The sequence below is a fragment of the Xanthobacter sp. DMC12 genome, assembly GCF_056314105.1.
In genome coordinates, this window is sequence record NZ_JBQUYZ010000001.1 from 1149434 (window position 1) to 1166244 (window position 16811).

The 16811-nt window shown below is 69.4% G+C and carries 10 protein-coding genes; 6 read left to right on the forward strand and 4 right to left on the reverse strand.

Annotation, left to right across the window (positions count from 1 at the left end; all coding sequences use genetic code 11):
• Window positions 1-103: 103 nt before the first annotated feature.
• Entirely contained in the window at window positions 104-1267 is a 1164-nt protein-coding gene (locus ACT535_RS05350; RefSeq protein WP_168460453.1) for an ATP phosphoribosyltransferase regulatory subunit, read from the forward strand.
• Complete coding sequence (gene hisG / locus ACT535_RS05355; RefSeq protein WP_476363578.1) at window positions 1264-2241, forward strand: ATP phosphoribosyltransferase; 978 nt, start codon at window positions 1264-1266, stop codon at window positions 2239-2241. The genes ACT535_RS05350 and hisG overlap by 4 nt, the downstream gene beginning before the upstream one ends.
• Window positions 2242-2287: 46 nt before the next feature.
• On the opposite strand, the gene ACT535_RS05360 is transcribed toward hisG, so the two are convergent.
• The gene (locus tag ACT535_RS05360; protein WP_168460457.1) at window positions 2288-2560 is read right to left on the reverse strand and encodes a hypothetical protein; all 273 of its coding nucleotides are present in this window, start codon (window positions 2558-2560) and stop codon (window positions 2288-2290) included.
• A gap of 207 nt (window positions 2561-2767) precedes the next feature.
• On the opposite strand from ACT535_RS05360, the gene ACT535_RS05365 reads away from it, so the two are divergent.
• The 4 genes from ACT535_RS05365 (at window position 2768) to ACT535_RS05380 (ending at window position 11271) form a co-directional block, all read left to right on the forward strand.
• A complete protein-coding gene (locus ACT535_RS05365) occupies window positions 2768-3589 on the forward strand; it encodes a sulfite exporter TauE/SafE family protein (RefSeq protein WP_476363579.1) in 822 nt (273 codons plus the stop codon).
• A 192-nt stretch (window positions 3590-3781) separates the two neighbouring features.
• Window positions 3782-4642 carry a TSUP family transporter gene (locus ACT535_RS05370; protein ID WP_476363996.1) on the forward strand — a complete coding sequence of 287 codons (861 nt, stop codon included), beginning with the start codon at window positions 3782-3784 and terminating at the stop codon, window positions 4640-4642.
• 42 nt (window positions 4643-4684) lie between these two features.
• Window positions 4685-7315, forward strand: a complete 2631-nt coding sequence (pepN, locus tag ACT535_RS05375) for an aminopeptidase N (protein ID WP_476363580.1) — start codon at window positions 4685-4687, stop codon at window positions 7313-7315.
• Window positions 7316-7503: 188 nt separating this feature from the next.
• Window positions 7504-11271 carry a PIG-L family deacetylase gene (locus ACT535_RS05380; RefSeq protein ID WP_476363581.1) on the forward strand — a complete coding sequence of 1256 codons (3768 nt, stop codon included), beginning with the start codon at window positions 7504-7506 and terminating at the stop codon, window positions 11269-11271.
• A 42-nt stretch (window positions 11272-11313) separates the two neighbouring features.
• On the opposite strand, the gene ACT535_RS05385 is transcribed toward ACT535_RS05380, so the two are convergent.
• The 3 genes from ACT535_RS05385 to ACT535_RS05395 form a co-directional block, all read right to left on the reverse strand.
• Entirely contained in the window at window positions 11314-14277 is a 2964-nt protein-coding gene (locus tag ACT535_RS05385) for a bifunctional [glutamine synthetase] adenylyltransferase/[glutamine synthetase]-adenylyl-L-tyrosine phosphorylase (protein WP_476363582.1), read from the reverse strand.
• Between the two features lie 156 nt (window positions 14278-14433).
• Window positions 14434-15792: an ATP-binding protein gene (locus tag ACT535_RS05390; RefSeq protein ID WP_476363583.1), complete on the reverse strand. Its 1359-nt coding sequence runs from the start codon at window positions 15790-15792 to the stop codon at window positions 14434-14436.
• 98 nt (window positions 15793-15890) lie between these two features.
• Window positions 15891-16607: a winged helix-turn-helix domain-containing protein gene (locus ACT535_RS05395; protein ID WP_476322930.1), complete on the reverse strand. Its 717-nt coding sequence runs from the start codon at window positions 16605-16607 to the stop codon at window positions 15891-15893.
• Window positions 16608-16811 lie beyond the last annotated feature (204 nt).

The following is a 16811-nucleotide window of genomic DNA, read 5'->3' on the forward strand; positions in this document are numbered from 1 at the left end:
GGCAAAGCCCCGGCTGTTGCCAACCCCGTATGACCGGGCCGGGGTGGTCGCGGGGCGCCGGCTTTGCTAGAAGCCCGCCAGAACTCAAGGAACCCTTGCAGCCATGTCGCCCGCGGCGCCCGCGCCCCTCACCTTCCGCACGTCCCCGAGCCTCGAGGAGGCGCTGGTCGCCACCTTCGCGGCCGCCGGCTTCGCGCGCCTCGATCCGCCCATCCTCCAGCCGGCCGACGTGTTCCTCGACCTGTCGGGGGAATCCATCCGCCGCCGCATGTATCTGACGGCCGACGCCGAAGGCCGCGAGCTGTGCCTGCGGCCCGACCTCACCATTCCCGTCGCCCGCGCGGTCCTGGCGGAGGGCATGGCGATGCCGGCGCGGGTGAGCTACCTCGGCCCCGTCTTCCGCTTCCGCGGCGAAGGCCCCGGCGAGTTCCGGCAGGCCGGCGTCGAATCCTTCGGCCGCACCGACATCGAGGCGGCGGACGCGGAAATCCTGTCCCTGGGCCTCAACGCCTGCGCGCTCTATGGCCTGCCCCAGCCAGACATCCGGCTGGGCGATGTCGGCCTCTTCACGACGCTGCTCGACGCCTTGCCGCTGGCGCCGGCCATGCGCCGCCGGCTGCTGAAGGATTTCGGCCAGGGCCGGGTCAATCTCGACCTCGCCCACCTCGCGGACAAAAACCGCGAGGGCGCCCCCGCCCATGCCGGCGTGCTGGCGGCCCTCGATGGCGCGGACCCGGCAGCGGCGCGCGCGCTCATCACCGATCTTCTCTCCATCGCGGGCATTTCGACGGTGGGCGGACGCAGCGTGTCCGAGATCGCCGAACGGTTCCTGGAGCAGTCCTCCCTCGATGCAGGCGGCGGGCTTTCGGCGGAAACGTCGGAGATCCTCTCGCGCTACCTCGCCATCTCCGGCACGCCGGACGACGCCTCGGCCCGGATGCGGGCGCTGGCGGCGGATGCCGGGATCGACCTCAACGCGGCCCTCGATCTGTTCGACCGGCGCACCGGCTTCTTCACCGCCTATGCCGTGAACCTCTCGTCCGTGCGCTTCTCCACCGCCTTTGGGCGGCCGCTCGATTATTACAGCGGCATGGTGTTCGAGCTGCGCGATCCGGCGCGGCCGGATGCCGGCCCCCTGGTGGCGGGCGGGCGCTACGACCGGCTGCTGTCGCGGCTGGGCGCGGAAGGCACCATCCCCGGCGTGGGCCTCGCCGCCTGGGTGGAGCGCCTCGCCGGGCTCGCCGGTGCCGCGGAGGACGCCCGATGACTACCCCGCTCATCCTCGCCGTGCCGTCCAAGGGGCGGCTTCAGGACAATGTCCACGCCTTCTTCTCCCGCGCCGGCATGCCGCTGACGCAGGCCCGCGGCGCCCGCGACTATCGCGGCGCGCTCGGCGGGGTGGAGGGGGTGGAGGTCGCCTATCTCTCCGCCTCGGAGATCGCCGCCGCGCTGGCCTCCGGCGCCGCCCATCTCGGCGTCACCGGCGAGGATCTGGTGCGCGAGAACATCCACGAGGCCGACAGCCGCGTGGCGCTTCTGGAGAAGCTCGGCTTCGGCCATGCCAATGTGGTGGTCGCGGTGCCGCAGGCCTGGATCGACGTGCGCACCATGGACGACCTCGACGACGTGGCCAGCCACTTCCACGGCCGCACCGGCCGGCGCATCCGCGTCGCCACCAAATATGTGAACCTCACGCGCGGCTTTTTCGCCCGCCACGGCATCATCGACTACCGCATCGTCGAAAGCGCCGGCGCGACCGAGGGCACGCCCGCAGCCGGCACGGCCGAACTGATCGTCGACATCACCACCACGGGTGCGACGCTCGCCGCCAATGCGCTGAAGGTGGTGGACGACGGCATCATCCTGAAATCCGAGGCGAACCTCGTCGCCTCGCTCACCGCCAACTGGAGCGGCGGGGCCCTCGCGGCCGCACGGGCCATGTTCGACCGGCTGGGAGCCGAGAAGCGGGCGCGGACCATGCGGGAGGTGCGCACGCGCTTCGCCGATTGCGATGCCTCGCTGGTGGACGAGGCGGTGGCGGCCTATCGCTGCGTGGCGCCCTTCGGCGGACCGACGTCGTCCGGCATGCTCACGCTGCACTGCCCGCCAGACACCCTGCACGCCCTCGCCACCTTCCTGCGCCAGCGCGGCGCCAGCATGGTGACGGTCGGCCCCATCGAATACGTCTTTGCCGCCGACAACCCGCTCTATGAGGCGCTGGACGCGCGCCTCAACGGCTGAACTTGGAAGGCCCCGGCCGGCGCGCGACGCCGGCCGGGGTTCTTCATCAGTTGGTGCCGAGGCCCCGGTCGCCCTGCTTCAGGAACAAGCGGTCAGCTTCGGAGATCGGGCTCTGCTCCTGGCCGGCAGAGAGCGCCACGAAAGCCGGATGACCGGCGCGGGGCGTTGCATAGCCGAGCGGCTGAACCTGCGAATGGATCGTCGCAGCAGCCTGCGCCTCGGCATCGGCGGCGGCGAGGGACGGTTCGTCACCCGCAAAAGCCGCGCCGGTCGCAAGGAGGGTCGCGAGCGCGACAGCGCCAAAAGTCAGATTACGCATGTTAATCTCCTTAAATACCAACCCCACCACGCCCTTTGATGGTGATGAGCTAGGGTGCGCCGCAAAATTCGATAAGGCGCCCTTAGCGAAACAATCGGTGGGAATTTTTGGACAATCGACCAGACTCCTTTGAATTCAACGGTCCACCCCCTATCCTGAGGGCGGGGTGACGGTGCGAAACGGACCGTTCAAGGGGGCGTGATCGGCATGTCTTTCGAGCGTTCCGCAACGTCCACGCGACGGCGCCTGCTGCACGGCTCCCTCGCGGGGCTGGCCATTGGAACGGTCGGCGGCCTCATCGGCCTCGGCGGCGCGGAAATTCGCCTGCCGGTGCTGATCGCGCTGGGGTTCGAGGCGCTGCCGGCCATCATTATCAACCGGGTGCTGAGCCTCGTGGTGGTGGCCTTCGCCCTGCCGGCCCGGGCGGCCACCATTCCCTTCGCCGAAGTCGCCGAACACTGGCGGGTGATCGCGACCCTGCTGGCGGGCAGCCTCGTCGGCGCCTGGACGGGCGCGACCTACGCGACCCGCTTCGCCTCGCGCACCTTGTTCCGCGTCATCGCGGCCATGCTCGTTTTCACCGCGCTCATGATGCTGCTAAGCGAGGATCCGGACCTGAAGCACATGGCCATCGATGGCACCGTGCGGCTGGTGTCCGGGGTGCTCGCCGGCTTCATCATCGGCCTGGCAGTGGCGCTCATGGGGGTTTCGGGCGGGGAATTGCTGGTGCCGACGCTGGTGCTGCTGTTCAGCCTGCCGGTGAAGCTCGCGGGCAGTGTCGCGCTGGCGGTAAGCCTGCCCACCCTTATCGTCGGCTTCGCCCGCTTCGGCCGCGACAACACCTTGGCCATCGTGCGGGAAAATCTCACATTCCTCGCGGTGATGACCGCCGCGTCCATGCTCGGTGCCTTCCTCGGCGGCCAACTGCTCGGCATCGTCCCGGCTGCGGCGTTGCTGCCGCTGCTCGGGGTGATCCTGCTGATGTCGGCATGGAAAATCTGGCGTCACGGCTCGGCATCGGGCAAATAGCGGCGCACCGGGAACGGAATTGTATTGCCGCAAATACAGCTTATCGACACCTGTATATGAATGAATACAATACATTTAACCCGCGACGAGAATGTAATTTGAAATAGACAGATTGCCGTCTGCAATATTCATGGACGGCATGTTCATTCCGTGCGCACGGTGTCGGCCCATTTCGCAACGGTCGCCCGTTCCATGAAGGCTGCATCGCTCAACTCCTTTGCCTTTTCCGCCGGCGGCGTCATCGGCACGCTCGGCGGACTCATCGGGCTGGGAGGCGCGGAGTTCCGGCTGCCGGTGCTCATTGGCCTGTTCCATTTCCGGGCGCTGGACGCGATCATCGTCAACAAGGCCGTAAGCCTCATCGTGGTGGCGGTCGCCCTACCCTTTCGCGCGAGCGTCGTTCCGTTCGCGCAGATTGCGGACCACTGGCTGGTGGTGGCCAATCTGCTCGCGGGAAGCCTGATCGGGGCTTGGGTCGGCGCCGGGATGGTGCTGCGAATTGCCTCGCCTGCGCTCTACCGGGTGATCGCGCTGCTGCTGGCGCTGATCGCGGTGGTGCTGCTGTTCGGCCATGCCGGCGGCACGGGCCAGCCGCTGTTCGAGGGCGTTCTGCAACAGGTGGCGGGCGTGGCGGCGGGCTTCGCCATCGGCATCTTCGCCTCGGTGCTGGGTGTGGCCGGCGGCGAACTGCTGATCCCGACCCTGATCCTGCTCTTCGGCTGCGACGTGAAGCTCGCGGGCAGCCTCTCCCTTGCGGTGAGCCTGCCGACCATGCTGGTGGGCTTCGCGCGCTACAGCCAGGACAAGAGCTTCGCCGTGCTGGCGCGCAATCGCGGCTTCCTCATCGCCATGGGGCTCGGCTCGGTGGCGGGCGCCTTCCTGGGCAGCCTGCTCCTCGGCATCGTCCGGGCAGAGGTGCTGCTGCCGCTCCTCGCTTTGCTGCTCGCCGGTTCCTCCGTGAAGATCTGGCAGCAGGGACGGAGCGCCGCGCCCGCCGTGCGCTTTCCTCCGCCGCCTTCGCGCTCTACTCTCCCCGCCGACCCGACAGAATAGCGAGACGCCGGCCCTCCCCATGCCGGCGCCAGGAGCGTTGACATGCGTGATGCCGAGCCCAAGGCCATCCACCTTTCCGACTATCGTCCGCCGGACTGGCTGGTGGACAAGGTGGACCTTGATTTCTCCCTGCACCCCTCGCAGACCCGCGTCACGTCGAAGCTGTCCCTGCGCCGCAACCCCGCCGGCGCCCCCGGCGCCCCCGTGGTGCTGGAGGGCGACGGACTGACGCTGGTGCACCTCGCCATCGACGGAAATCCGCTCGCCGGCCCGAGCTTCGAGGCGACACCGGACCGCCTCACCCTCGCGCATCCCCCGGCCGACGCCTTCGTGCTGGAGGTGGAGACGCTGGTGGACCCCACCGCCAACACCCAGTTGATGGGGCTCTACCGCACCTCCAGCAATTACTGCACCCAGTGCGAGCCCGAGGGCTTCCGCCGCATCACCTATTATCCGGACCGTCCGGACGTGCTCTCCGTCTTCACCACCCGCGTCGAGGCGGATGAGGCCGAGGCGCCCGTGCTGCTCGGCAACGGCAATCTGGTGGAATCGGGCAAGGTGGACGGCACCAGCCGCCATTATGCCGTGTGGCATGATCCGTGGCCGAAGCCGTCCTACCTGTTCGCCCTTGTGGGCGGTCGCCTCGCCAAGATCTCGGACAGCTTCCTCACCCGCTCCGGGCGTGAGGTGGAACTGGGCATCTATGTCGAGCACGGCAAGGAAGCCCGCGCCGGCTATGCCATGGACGCGCTGAAGCGCTCCATGCGCTGGGACGAGGAAGCGTTCGGCCGCGAGTACGATCTCGACGTGTTCAACATCGTCGCCGTGTCGGACTTCAACATGGGGGCCATGGAGAACAAGGGCCTCAATGTCTTCAACGACAAGTATGTCCTCGCCACGCCCGAGACCGCGACCGATGCGGATTACTCCGGCATCGAGGGCGTCATCGCCCACGAATATTTCCACAACTGGACCGGCAACCGCATCACCTGCCGCGACTGGTTCCAGCTGTGCCTGAAGGAAGGCCTCACCGTCTTCCGCGACCAGGAGTTCTCCTCCGACGAACGCTCCCGCCCGGTGAAGCGCATCGCCGACGTGCGGGCGCTGAAGGCGGCCCAGTTCACCGAGGACCAGGGCCCCCTCGCGCACCCCGTGCGGCCGGAGACCTATCGCGAGATCAACAACTTCTACACGGCGACCGTCTATGAGAAGGGCGCCGAAGTGGTCCGGATGCTGAAGACCCTGCTCGGCGAAGCCGGGTTCCGGGCGGGCATGGACCTCTATTTCGAGCGCCATGACGGCGAGGCGGCGACGATCGAGGACTTCGTCGCCTCGTTCGCCGATGCCACCGGCCGCGACCTCTCCCAATTTGCCCTCTGGTATGCCCAGTCGGGCACGCCGGTGCTCACGGTCAGCGGCGCGTGGGACGCCGAGGCCGGCACCTATCGCCTCGACGTGGCGCAGGAGGTGCCCCCCACCCCGGGCCAGCCCACCAAGAAGCCCATGCTCATCCCTCTCGCCCTCGGCCTCGTCGGCCCGGACGGGCGCGACCGGCCGCTGGCGCTGGGCAATACGCCGGTGGAGAACGGCGTGGTGGAGGTGAGCGAGGCGCGCCAAAGCTTCCTGTTCACCGGCCTCGATGCGCGGCCCGTGCCCTCGCTCAATCGGGGCTTCTCAGCCCCGGTGAACCTGGTGAGCGACCTCACCGAGGCCGACCGTGTGTTCCTCGCCGCCCATGACGCGGACCCCTTCAACCGCTTCGACGCCATCCAGCGCATCGCGCTGGAAATGCTGAAGACCGGCGCCCGCACCGGCAGCCTGCCGGCGACCGAGGCGCTGGTGACGGCCGCCCGCGCCATCCTCGCCGATACTACGCTCGACGCCGCCTTCAAGGCGCAGGCGCTGGCCCTGCCCGGTGAAGGCGAGGTGGCGCGCGAGCTGGCGAAGGACGTGGACCCGGACGCCGTGTTCGCCGCCCGCAAGGCGCTGCGCATCGCTGTGGGCACGGCGCTGGAAGGCGCGTTCGCCACCACCTATGCGGCCATGGCTGCGACCGGCCCCTTCTCGCCGGATGCGGCCTCCGCCGGGCGTCGCGCGCTGCGCAACCTCTCGCTGGATTTCCTCGCCGTCACCGGCTCGGCTGAGGGCATCGCCCGCGCCAAGGCGCAGTTCGAGGCGGCGGACAACATGACCGACCGCATCACGGCGCTCGCCGTGCTGACCCAGCATGAGGTGCCGGAGCGCGAGGCCGCGCTTCAGGCCTTCTATGACCGCTTCGAGCGGGACGCGCTGGTCATCGACAAATGGTTCACTTTGCAGGCGCAGATCGCCGCGCCGAGCACCCTTGAGCGCATCAAGGACCTGATGCTGCACCCCGCCTTCTCGCTGGGCAATCCCAACCGGGTGCGCTCGCTGGTCGGCGCCTTCGCCGCCACCAACCCCACCCAGTTCAACCGGGCGGACGGCGCGGGGCACGAGTTCGTCACCGACGTGGTGCTGACGCTGGACGGCAAGAACCCGCAGGTGGCTGCCCGCCTCCTCGCCTCGTTCAAGACGTTCCGTCAGCTGGAGCCGGTCCGCCGCGCCAGCGCGGAGCGGGCCCTGCGCAAGGTGGCGGAGACACCCGGCCTCTCGCCTGATGTGGCCGACATCGCCACCCGCGCCCTGGGCTGAGGGCGCGAGACAGGCCGCCCTCACCGTTCACCCTGTGACCAACGCAGGGTGGATCGGGTTTCGCTCGCATATCCCCTTGGCTGTGCTAAAGCCGATCCATGTGTCCCGTACCGCCAGGCGATCCGGGACACATGGTGAGCCCGCTCTTTTCGAAGCGAAGGCGCGCTCCAGCCGGCGGTCGGGGTCCAATGAACGAAGCAAGCATCATCCCCTATAGCTGCGTGCGGCGTCTGATCGAGGGCGCCGCCCTCGTCCTCGCGCCCCATCCCGACGATGAGATTCTCGGCTGCGGCGGCGCGGTTCTACGCCATGTGGGCGCCGGAGAGCCCGTCACGGTGGTGATCTTCACGGACGGCGCGGCGGCCTCCGGCGCGGCCGACCATGCCGGCGACTATGTGGCCATGCGCCAGGCGGAGTCCCGCGCTGCGGCGCAGGTGCTGGGCTATGGCGCGCCCCACTTTCTGGACTATCCCGATCGCGGGCTCGCCTACGATGAAGATCTCGTCGCCCGCGTCGCTTCCCTCATCGCCATCCACCGGCCGGCCATCGTCTATGCGCCCTCCATCTACGAGGTGCATCCCGACCACCGCGCGCTGGCCTTGGCCGCCATAGAGGCGGTGCGCCGGCGCGGCGGCCCGCTCGCCATCGCATGCTACGAAATCGGCAATCCCCAATTGCCCAACCGCCTCCTCGACGTGACCGACCTGACCGACACGCTCAAGGCGGCCATGCGGTGCTTCCCCTCCCAGCTCGCAGAGCGGCCCTATGACAGCTACGTCCTCGACGGCCTGAACCGGTTCCGCGCCTATACGCTCGGGCCGGGCGTGGATGCTGCCGAGGCCTACTGGATGGCGACGGGTGAGGAGTTGCGGGCCCGCACGCCGGGGCTCTACCGCGCGCTCATGGGCGCCTGGGCCGATGCGGGGGTGCCCCCGACCGTGGCCGCACCAGCCGGCACCGTCGCCCCTCTCGTCTCCATCGTCACGCGCACCATCGGCCGGGCCAGCCTTGCGGAGACGCTCGATTCCATCTGCGCCCAGACCTACCCCCATATCGAGATTGTGCTGGTGGAGGCGGATCCCGCACAGGCCGGCCGTTCCGGCGAGGGCTGCTGGCGCTATCCCCTGCGCGCCGTCGGCGGCACGGCGCCGCTCGACCGTCCCGCGGCAGCCAATCTGGGCCTTGCCCATGCGCGCGGCGAAATGATCCTCCTCCTGGATGACGACGACTACATCGACCCGGACCATGTGGCGACGCTCGCCACGCTTCTCCGCGGCGCGGATGATGCTGTCGCGGCCTATTCCGGTGTGCGCGTGGTCGAGAGCCGGGACCTCAGGCAGCCCCCCATCACCGTATTTCACGAACATTTCGACGCCGATCGCCTCGCCTACGACAACTACCTGCCGGTCCACGCGGTGCTGTTCCGCCGCCGCGCGCTCGACGCCGGCTGCCGGTTCGACGAGAGCCTTGTCCTCTACGAGGATTGGGATTTCTGGCTCCAGGTATCGCGCCACGGCCGCTTCCTGAGATCGGATGGCGTGAGCGCGACCTATGTGAGCACGGGCGGCTCGGGCGCGGGCACGGGGGCGTTCGATCCCGCGGTCGCCCACGGTGCCCGCCTTGCCGTCTACCGCAAATGGCTGGGGCTGTGGCAGCCGGAGGACATCAACCGCGTCCTCGGCCTCCATCGCTCCACCGAGCACCATCTGCGTCACGCGCAGGCGGAGAATGGCAAGCTTCGCGGCGAGGCCGCCGCGCTGCAGAACCGGATCGCCGCGCTGGAGGCGGAGCTGGCGAAAGCCGCCGCGGCGCCCGGCGAAGCGGCGGCCGCAACGCCCGAACCGCAGCCGGAGGACGTGCAGACCGCCGAGGTCCAGCCAGTCTGCGATACCCCGGCCCTTCCAGGCCAAGACGAGGGCAATCGCGAGGACGAAGAGCCGGCAGTGGCCGATGCCCCGACCGAGCAGCCGGAGAAGGAAGAGCCAGCCGGAGCCCCCCCAGCCGAGCCCGCGCAGCCGACTGATGGGCCCGGCATCGGCCTCCATGGGGCGGACGACGCTCCGGACCTTGCACACGAGGCGCCCCCCGAGGCCGCCACCCCGGCACCGGATGCCCCGGCGGACACGGGTCTTGACGATGCCGTGGCAACATCCCCCTTCTCCACCGAGGCCGCTGAGCACGCCAGCCATGCCGGGCCAGACGGGCCGCCGGACCTGTCCGCGTTCAAGGCCCTGCCGTTTCCGCTCAATGTCTATGGGGCGTTGCTGCAGATTGAGCTGGGCGAGGTGGCGTGGCTGCACTTCGCCCTGTTCGATCATGCCGGCGAACCGATGGTCACCGCCCAGCGTCGGTCCACGGACCTCCTGCTGGCGCAGCTCCCGCCGCCGCCGGCCCGCATTCTGGAGGTTGGTACCGGGCTCGGCACCTTGCTCGCCGAGCTCGTGGCCAAAGGCTACGACGTGACCGGCATCAATCCGGACCCGGCCCAGGTCGCGGTCGCGCGGGCGCGCTTCGGCGCCGACCTGCCCCTGGTCGAGGCCACCTACGAGGGCTGGACCCCGCCGCCCGATGCCGCGCCCTTCGACGTGATCCTGTTCCAGGAGAGCGCGCAATATGTCGGCTCCCTTGAGATTTTCGACCGCGCGCTCGACCTGCTGAAGCCTGGGGGAGTCGTTGTCATCCTCGACGAGTTCGCCATCCAGCGCACTCTTCTGACGCCGGAACCGCTCCACCTTTACGGCCACATCGTCGCGCTGGCGGAACGGCTTGGCTTCACGAAGGAGGTGGAGCAGGACTTCAGCGCCATGGCGGTGCATACGGTTGACGCCATGCTGGAGATGACCGGGCGCCACCGGGCAACGCTCGAAAGCGAACTCGGCGTGCCGGGGGCCATGCTCGACGCCCTCGATGCCTCGAACCGCGCCTATCAATCGGCCTATGCCGAAGGCCGCTTCGGCTATCGCCTGCTGGTGCTCCGGCGGAGCGTCGAAAAGGGCTGGCGCATGCGCCGCATCACGCCGGACCTGTTTCCCGCGTTCGCCGCGCTGTTCCGCGAGACGTTCGGCCACGACATGTCTCTCGATCACTGGATCTGGAAGTACGGTGACAACAGGGGCCACGGCCTCGGCATCTGGATCGACGGCCAGCTCGCCATCCACTATGGCGGCATCAGCCGCCCCACGCTGGCGTTCGGCCATCCGACGCGCCTGTCGCTCTCGGGCGACCTGATGGCCCGCAAGGGCAGCCAGCGCAGCCTCGGGCGTCAGGGTCCGTTCTTCGCGGCGGCCGCCACCATGCAGGAAATCTACAGCGGGTTCGGAACGGACCATCTCGTGGCCGCCGGCTTCCCCAATGCCAAGGCCATGCGGGGGCCGCGCCTGCTCGGCCTCTACACCGAGGCTACCGACCGGGTGATGGAGCTGCACTGGCCCGCCATCATCGACGGCTCCTCCCCGGCGGCCCGCCTGATCGCCGATCCCGACGATGCCGACGCGCGGCAGCAGGTGGATGCGCTGTGGGGGCAGATGGCGGCTGACCTGAGCGCCGAGGTGGTCGCGATCCGGGACTGGGACAGCCTGGTCCAGCGATACCTGCGCCATCCCGAAAAGGTCTACGAACTGCACCTCGTGACCGGCCCGGAGGAGGGCGACGCGCTAGGCCTCGTCGTCATGCGGCGGACCGCCGAAGACGCCTTGGAACTGCTCGATCTCGTCGGTCCGCTCGCTGCCATGCCGGCTCTGGTGGAGGCGGCAAGGCGCATTGCAGGGGCCGCCGGCGCGCGCGACCTCTGGGGCTGGTTCGCCGAGACCTGCGTCGCGGCGCGGATCGCCGGCCCGGAATGCGAGTTGCGCGACATCCAGGTGGAAACGCCCACCACCGCCTGGCGGCCCGGCATTCCGGCAGAAGAGATGCGCGGGCATGTCTGGCTGACCGGCGGGGATGCCGACTTCCACTGAAGCCCGGTGCCCCGCCCCGCGATCATGCGGCGGGGCACCGCCTTATTCCGCCGCGGTCTCCAGCACACGCTCGAAGATGGCGCGGACTTTCTGCTCGGTCTCGAACAGATCGGCCTCCAGCGTCGCGAAGTCGGGCATCTCACCGGCCCGGGCGAGGAGCGCGCGCAGCGCCGGGCTCGCGTCCTGCGGCACCACGTGGGCATCCACGGACAGGCGCAGCACCTGGGTCAGGTTCTGATAGAGGCGGCAGGCGCGCAGCAGCACGTGCGCATCCTCGGGCTCCAGCAGCGCCAGCCGCTCGGCGGTGGCGAGCACGCGGGCGGTGGCCGTGTCCACGATCTCGGGATGATCGTGGGCGTGGGCCAGGACGAGATACTGGGCAAGGAACTCCACATCCACCTGCCCGCCGGCGGCGTGCTTCAGGTTCCAGCGGTCGTCCTCGCCCTTCTCGGCGGCGATGGCGCGGCGCATGTCGAGGATATCGCCCGCCAGCCGGCGCGGGTCGCGCGGCTGCCCCATGATGCCTCCGATGACATCGCGCACGATGGCGCCGAACTCCGGCGTCGCGGCGATCACGCGGGCGCGGGTGAGCGCCATGTGCTCCCAGGTCCAGGCCTCCGCCCGCTGGTACGCGGCAAAGGAGGAGAGCCGCGTCGCGAGCGGTCCGGAGCGGCCGGAAGGCCGCAGCCGCAGGTCCACGTCATAGAGCTTGCCGGCATTGGTGAGCGAGGTCAGCGCCGTGACGAGCCGCTGGGTGAAGCGGGCGAAATATTGCGCGCCGGTGAGCGGGCGCGCGCCGTCGGAGGTGGGATCTGCCTCGGGGTCGAAATCATAGAGCACGATGAGGTCGAGGTCGGACCCCGCCGTCATCTCCCGACCGCCGAGCTTGCCCATGGCCAGCACCGCCGTCTCGGCCCCCGGAATGCTGCCGTGGGCCTCGCGAAAGCGCTCCCACACGCGCCGGTGCAGGGCGCGGATGATGACCTCCGCCAGCGTCGCATAGGCCTCCCCCGCCCGCGCCGCCGGCAGGGTGCCGGAGGCGATGCGCACGCCGATGAGCACGTGTTGCTCCTGCCGGAAGCGGCGGGCGCGGTCGAACTGCTCCTCGTCCGTCTCCGCCGTGTCGAGCAGGAGTTCGAGGTGCTCGGAGAGGCTCGCCTCGTCGGGCAGGACGTCGAAGAAGGCGGGATCGAGCAGCGCGTCGGTGAGCGAGGGCCGCCGCGCCAACGTTTCGCCGAGGCGGGGGGCGGCGGTGAGGATGGTCGCGAGCAGCCGCACCAGATCCGGATGCCGGTCCAAAGCCGTGAGGAGATGGGGTCCCGGCAGCTCAGTGAGGAAGCGGTCAGCCGCGATCAGCGCGCCATCGGGATCACCACCGCGGGATAGGGCCTCCAGCATCAGCGGAACGATACGGGCAAGATGGGCGCGGGCCGGCTCGGTCTTCAACGCGCGCGGCGCGCCCGCGAGCCATCGCCGGACGATGCCGCTCGCCGCCGCCGGATCCTTGAAGCCGAGACGCGCGAGGGCGGAGAGAGTCGGGCGGTCATTCTCGTCCGGCGGAAAGACCAGGTCGGCGTCGAGAACCGCCGGGGGCGGCGCATCCTCGAACAGATGGGCATAGTGCCCCTGCACGGTGGTGAGGCGCTGCACGAGGGCGGCGGCGAAGGCGTCGCGGTCGGGATAGCCCATGAAGCGGGCGAAACCTTCCATCGCCTCGCGGCTTTCGGGCAGGGAATGGGTCTGCGCATCCGCCACCATCTGGATGCGATGCTCCACCCGGCGCAGGAAGAGATAGGCCTCGGCGAGATCGTCACGGACCTTCGGCTCGATCCAGCGATGGGCGGTGAGCGCATCAAGGGCGTCCAGCGTGCGGCTGGTGCGCAGTAGGGGGTCGCGTCCGCCGGCGATCAATTGCTGGGTCTGGACGAAGAACTCGATCTCGCGGATGCCACCGCGGCCGAGCTTCACATTGTGCCCCTCCACCGCCACCACGTCGTGGCCGCGGAAGGCGTGGATCTCGCGCTTCATGGCGTGGACGTCGGCGATGGCCTGGAAGTCCAGCACGCGGCGCCAGACGAACGGCGAGAGATCGGCGAGGAACTGCCGCCCCACCCCCGCATCGCCCGCCACGGGGCGCGCCTTGATGTAAGCCGCGCGCTCCCAGGTGGCGCCCTCCCGCTCGTAATAGTCGAGGGCGGAGACGGTGGAGAGGGCGACCTGCGTCGAGCCGGGATCGGGGCGCAGGCGCAGGTCCACGCGCAGCACGTAGCCGTCCGCCGAGCGTTCCTGCAGCAGGCGCACCAGCCCCTGCGTGATCTTCACGAAGAAGGGCGAGGCTGAGACGCTATCCGAGAGGTGCGACCTGTCGCGGTCGTACACCACCACGAGGTCGATATCGCTGGAATAGTTGAGCTCCCGCGCGCCGTGCTTGCCCATGGCGATCACCGCGAGGCCTGAGCCGGCCTCGGGATCGGCGGCATCGGGCACCATCAGCCGCCCGGCCTTCACCGCCTCGCCGAGGAGGAAGGAGAGCGCCTTGCGCACCGCGGCATCGGCCACGCCGGTCAGCGCCGCGGTGACCTCCACGAGGCCGAACACGCCTCCCATGTCGGCGACGGCGATGAGCAGCGCAGCCTCGCTGCGCATCCGCCGCAGCGCACGCATCACATGGGCCTCGCTCTCCTCGACGGCCGCGCATTCGGCGATGAGCGCATGAAGATGCGCCTGCGGCGGGCGGCTCAGCACACGCAGCAGCCGCTCCGGCTCGGAGCGGATCACCTCGGTGAGGAAGGGCGAGCTTTCCGCGATCCCGAGACAGACCTGCACGGCGCAGGGCGCATCCTCCAACAGCGCATCGAGCGCGGCGCGCGCCTCCGGCGCCAGCCGTTCGATGGCGTGGGAAAGCTTAATCTTTGCCGCCTCCGGATCCGCCACGACGGGCGTTTCCCGCATCTGCAGGGCAAGGGGCGGCTGGTCCGCCGAATCCGGTTCCGTGGGCCAACGCATGGTCAGGTCTAAAGGCACCAGCGACTCGCCGCGCGCAAGCCTTCTTTCATCGAAGCACCGCAACGGGAGCCGCGGCGCGCATCATGGTTGAGGGAGAATGAAGAGGTCATTACAGCGGTTAACGCCCGCGCCGACGGCTTGGTTCACGCTCGGCCATCATTTCGCCGGCAAACGGAAAGTGGCGACCAGCCCGGGTCCATTTTCGGAGAAGGCGAGCGTGCCGCCGTGCAGCCGCGCCACGGCGCCGACCAGCGAGAGGCCGAGGCCGGAGCCGGGTCGGGTGCGGCTGGCCTCAAGCCGCACGAACCGCTCCACCACCCGCTCGCGGTCGCCCGGCGGAATGCCCGGGCCGGTGTCCGACACCGTCAGCACGGCGTCCGCTCCGTCGCGCTTCAGCGTGACAGTGATGTGTCCCCTGCCCCCGTCGGCCGGACGGCCGTACTTGATCGCGTTGTCGATGAGGTTGGAGAGCGCCTGCGCCAGCAGTTCCTTCACGCCGTGGACGGTCGCCGGTACGGCGCTGACCGTGAGGTCGAGCCCCTGCTCGTCCGCCAGCGGCTCGTAAAGCTCGGACACCGCCTCGGCGATCTCGGCGAGATCCACGTCGCCCATGGTCGCCCGCCCCTGCCCGGCCTCGGCGCGGGCGATCATCAGCAGCGCGTCGAAGGTGCGGATGAGGCCGGCGCTCTCCTCGATGGTGGTCTCCAGCGCGGCGCGCCAGTCCTCCTCGGTGCGGGCGGTGCGCAGGGCCTCCTCGGCGCGGTTGCGCAGGCGGGTGAGCGGGGTCTTCAGGTCGTGGGCGATGTTGTCGGAAACTTCCTTCAGGCCGAGCATCAGCCGCTCGATGCGGTCCAGCATGGCGTTGAGGGAGTGGGCGAGGCGGTCGAATTCGTCCTCTGTCCCCATCAGGGCCAGCCGGCCGGAGAGATTGCCGGCCATGATGGTCTCGGCCGTGGCGGTCATGGAATCGATGCGCTTCAGCACCCGCCGCGTCACGAACACGCCGCCCGCGAGGCCCAGCACCACGATCAGCACCACCGCCCACTGGGCGGGCCGCGCCACGAGATCGCGAAGCGTGTCGCGCTCCTCGATGTCGCGACCGACGAGCAGGCGGTAGCCGCCGGGCAGGATCATGGTCTGCACAAAGGCCACATGGCTCTTGGCGACGGGGTCGTCCGGCCGGTTGTAGGTGGTGAAGCGGGTGCCCTCCTTGTCGAGCAGGCCGATGGGCAGGTCCGTCACGTTGGCGGCCAGCACCTCGCCCTGGAAATTGGAGAGCACGTAGATGGACGAGCCCGGGCGCCGCGTGCGCCGGTCGATGACATAGACCAGCCGCTGGATGCCGCCGATGCGGTACTGGTCGGAAAGCCCGACGACCTCGCGGTCGAGGTCGTCCGCCACCTGTCCCTGGATCAGGGAGCGGGTGTGCCAGGCGGTGTAGACGATGACCGACACCGCGAACAAAGCGAAGACGACGAGATAGGCGGCGAGCAGCTTGAACGCCGTGGTGCGCACGAGACGCGCCGCGTGCGCGAACGGGCTGGTGATGGGACCCTGCCCCCTCCCCCCGTTTCCGGACGCACCCGCGCCGGCCGCCGGGGCGCCCTCCGCTTTCACGCCAGCCCCGCCCGCACCATGTAGCCGGCGCCGCGGACGGTGTGGATGAGGGGCACGTCGAAGCCCTTGTCGATCTTCGAGCGCAGGCGCGAGACGTGGACATCGATGACGTTGGTCTGGGGGTCGAAATGATAGTCCCAGACGTTTTCCAGCAGCATGGTACGTGTGACCACCTGACCGGCGTGGCGCATGAGATATTCCAGCAGCCGGAACTCGCGCGGCTGGAGCTGGATCTCCTTGCCGGAGCGGGTGACGCGGTGGGCGAGGCGGTCGAGTTCGAGGTCCGCAACCTTGTACACCGTCTCGGCACCCTGGCTGACGCCGCGCCGCGACAGCGCCTCCACCCGCGCCAGAAGCTCGGTGAAGGCGTAGGGCTTGGGCAGGTAATCATCGCCGCCGGCGCGCAGGCCCTGCACCCGGTCGTCCACCTGCCCCAGAGCGGAAAGGATAAGCACCGGCGTGGTGTGCCCGCGGCCGCGCAACTCGGTGACGAGGGAGAGGCCGTCGCGGGCGGGGAGCATACGGTCCACCACCATCACGTCGTATTTGCCATCCAGCGCGAGGGCGAGCCCCTCCTCGCCGTCTGCCGCATGGTCCACCACGTGACCGGCCTCGCGGAAGGCCTTGCGCAGATATTCGGCGGCGTCGCGGTCGTCCTCGACCAGGAGAAGGCGCATGGCGGAGAGAGGACCCGGATCGAGATTCGCTGTCATCACTCTAGCTCACCTTTCAGGCAGGTCCATGCGGGCGCGCGCACCGAAAAAAGTGGCGCGGGAAGCCCTCTGGAGCTTCCCGCGCCTGCGGAGCCGAAGCGGCATCAGGGGCGATGGCGATATCCGCCTCGGTCCGGAGGCCCGTCGCCGGGGGATGAGCCCCGGCGTGTCATGCGGGTCGGGCCTTGTCTCAGGCTTGGGCCA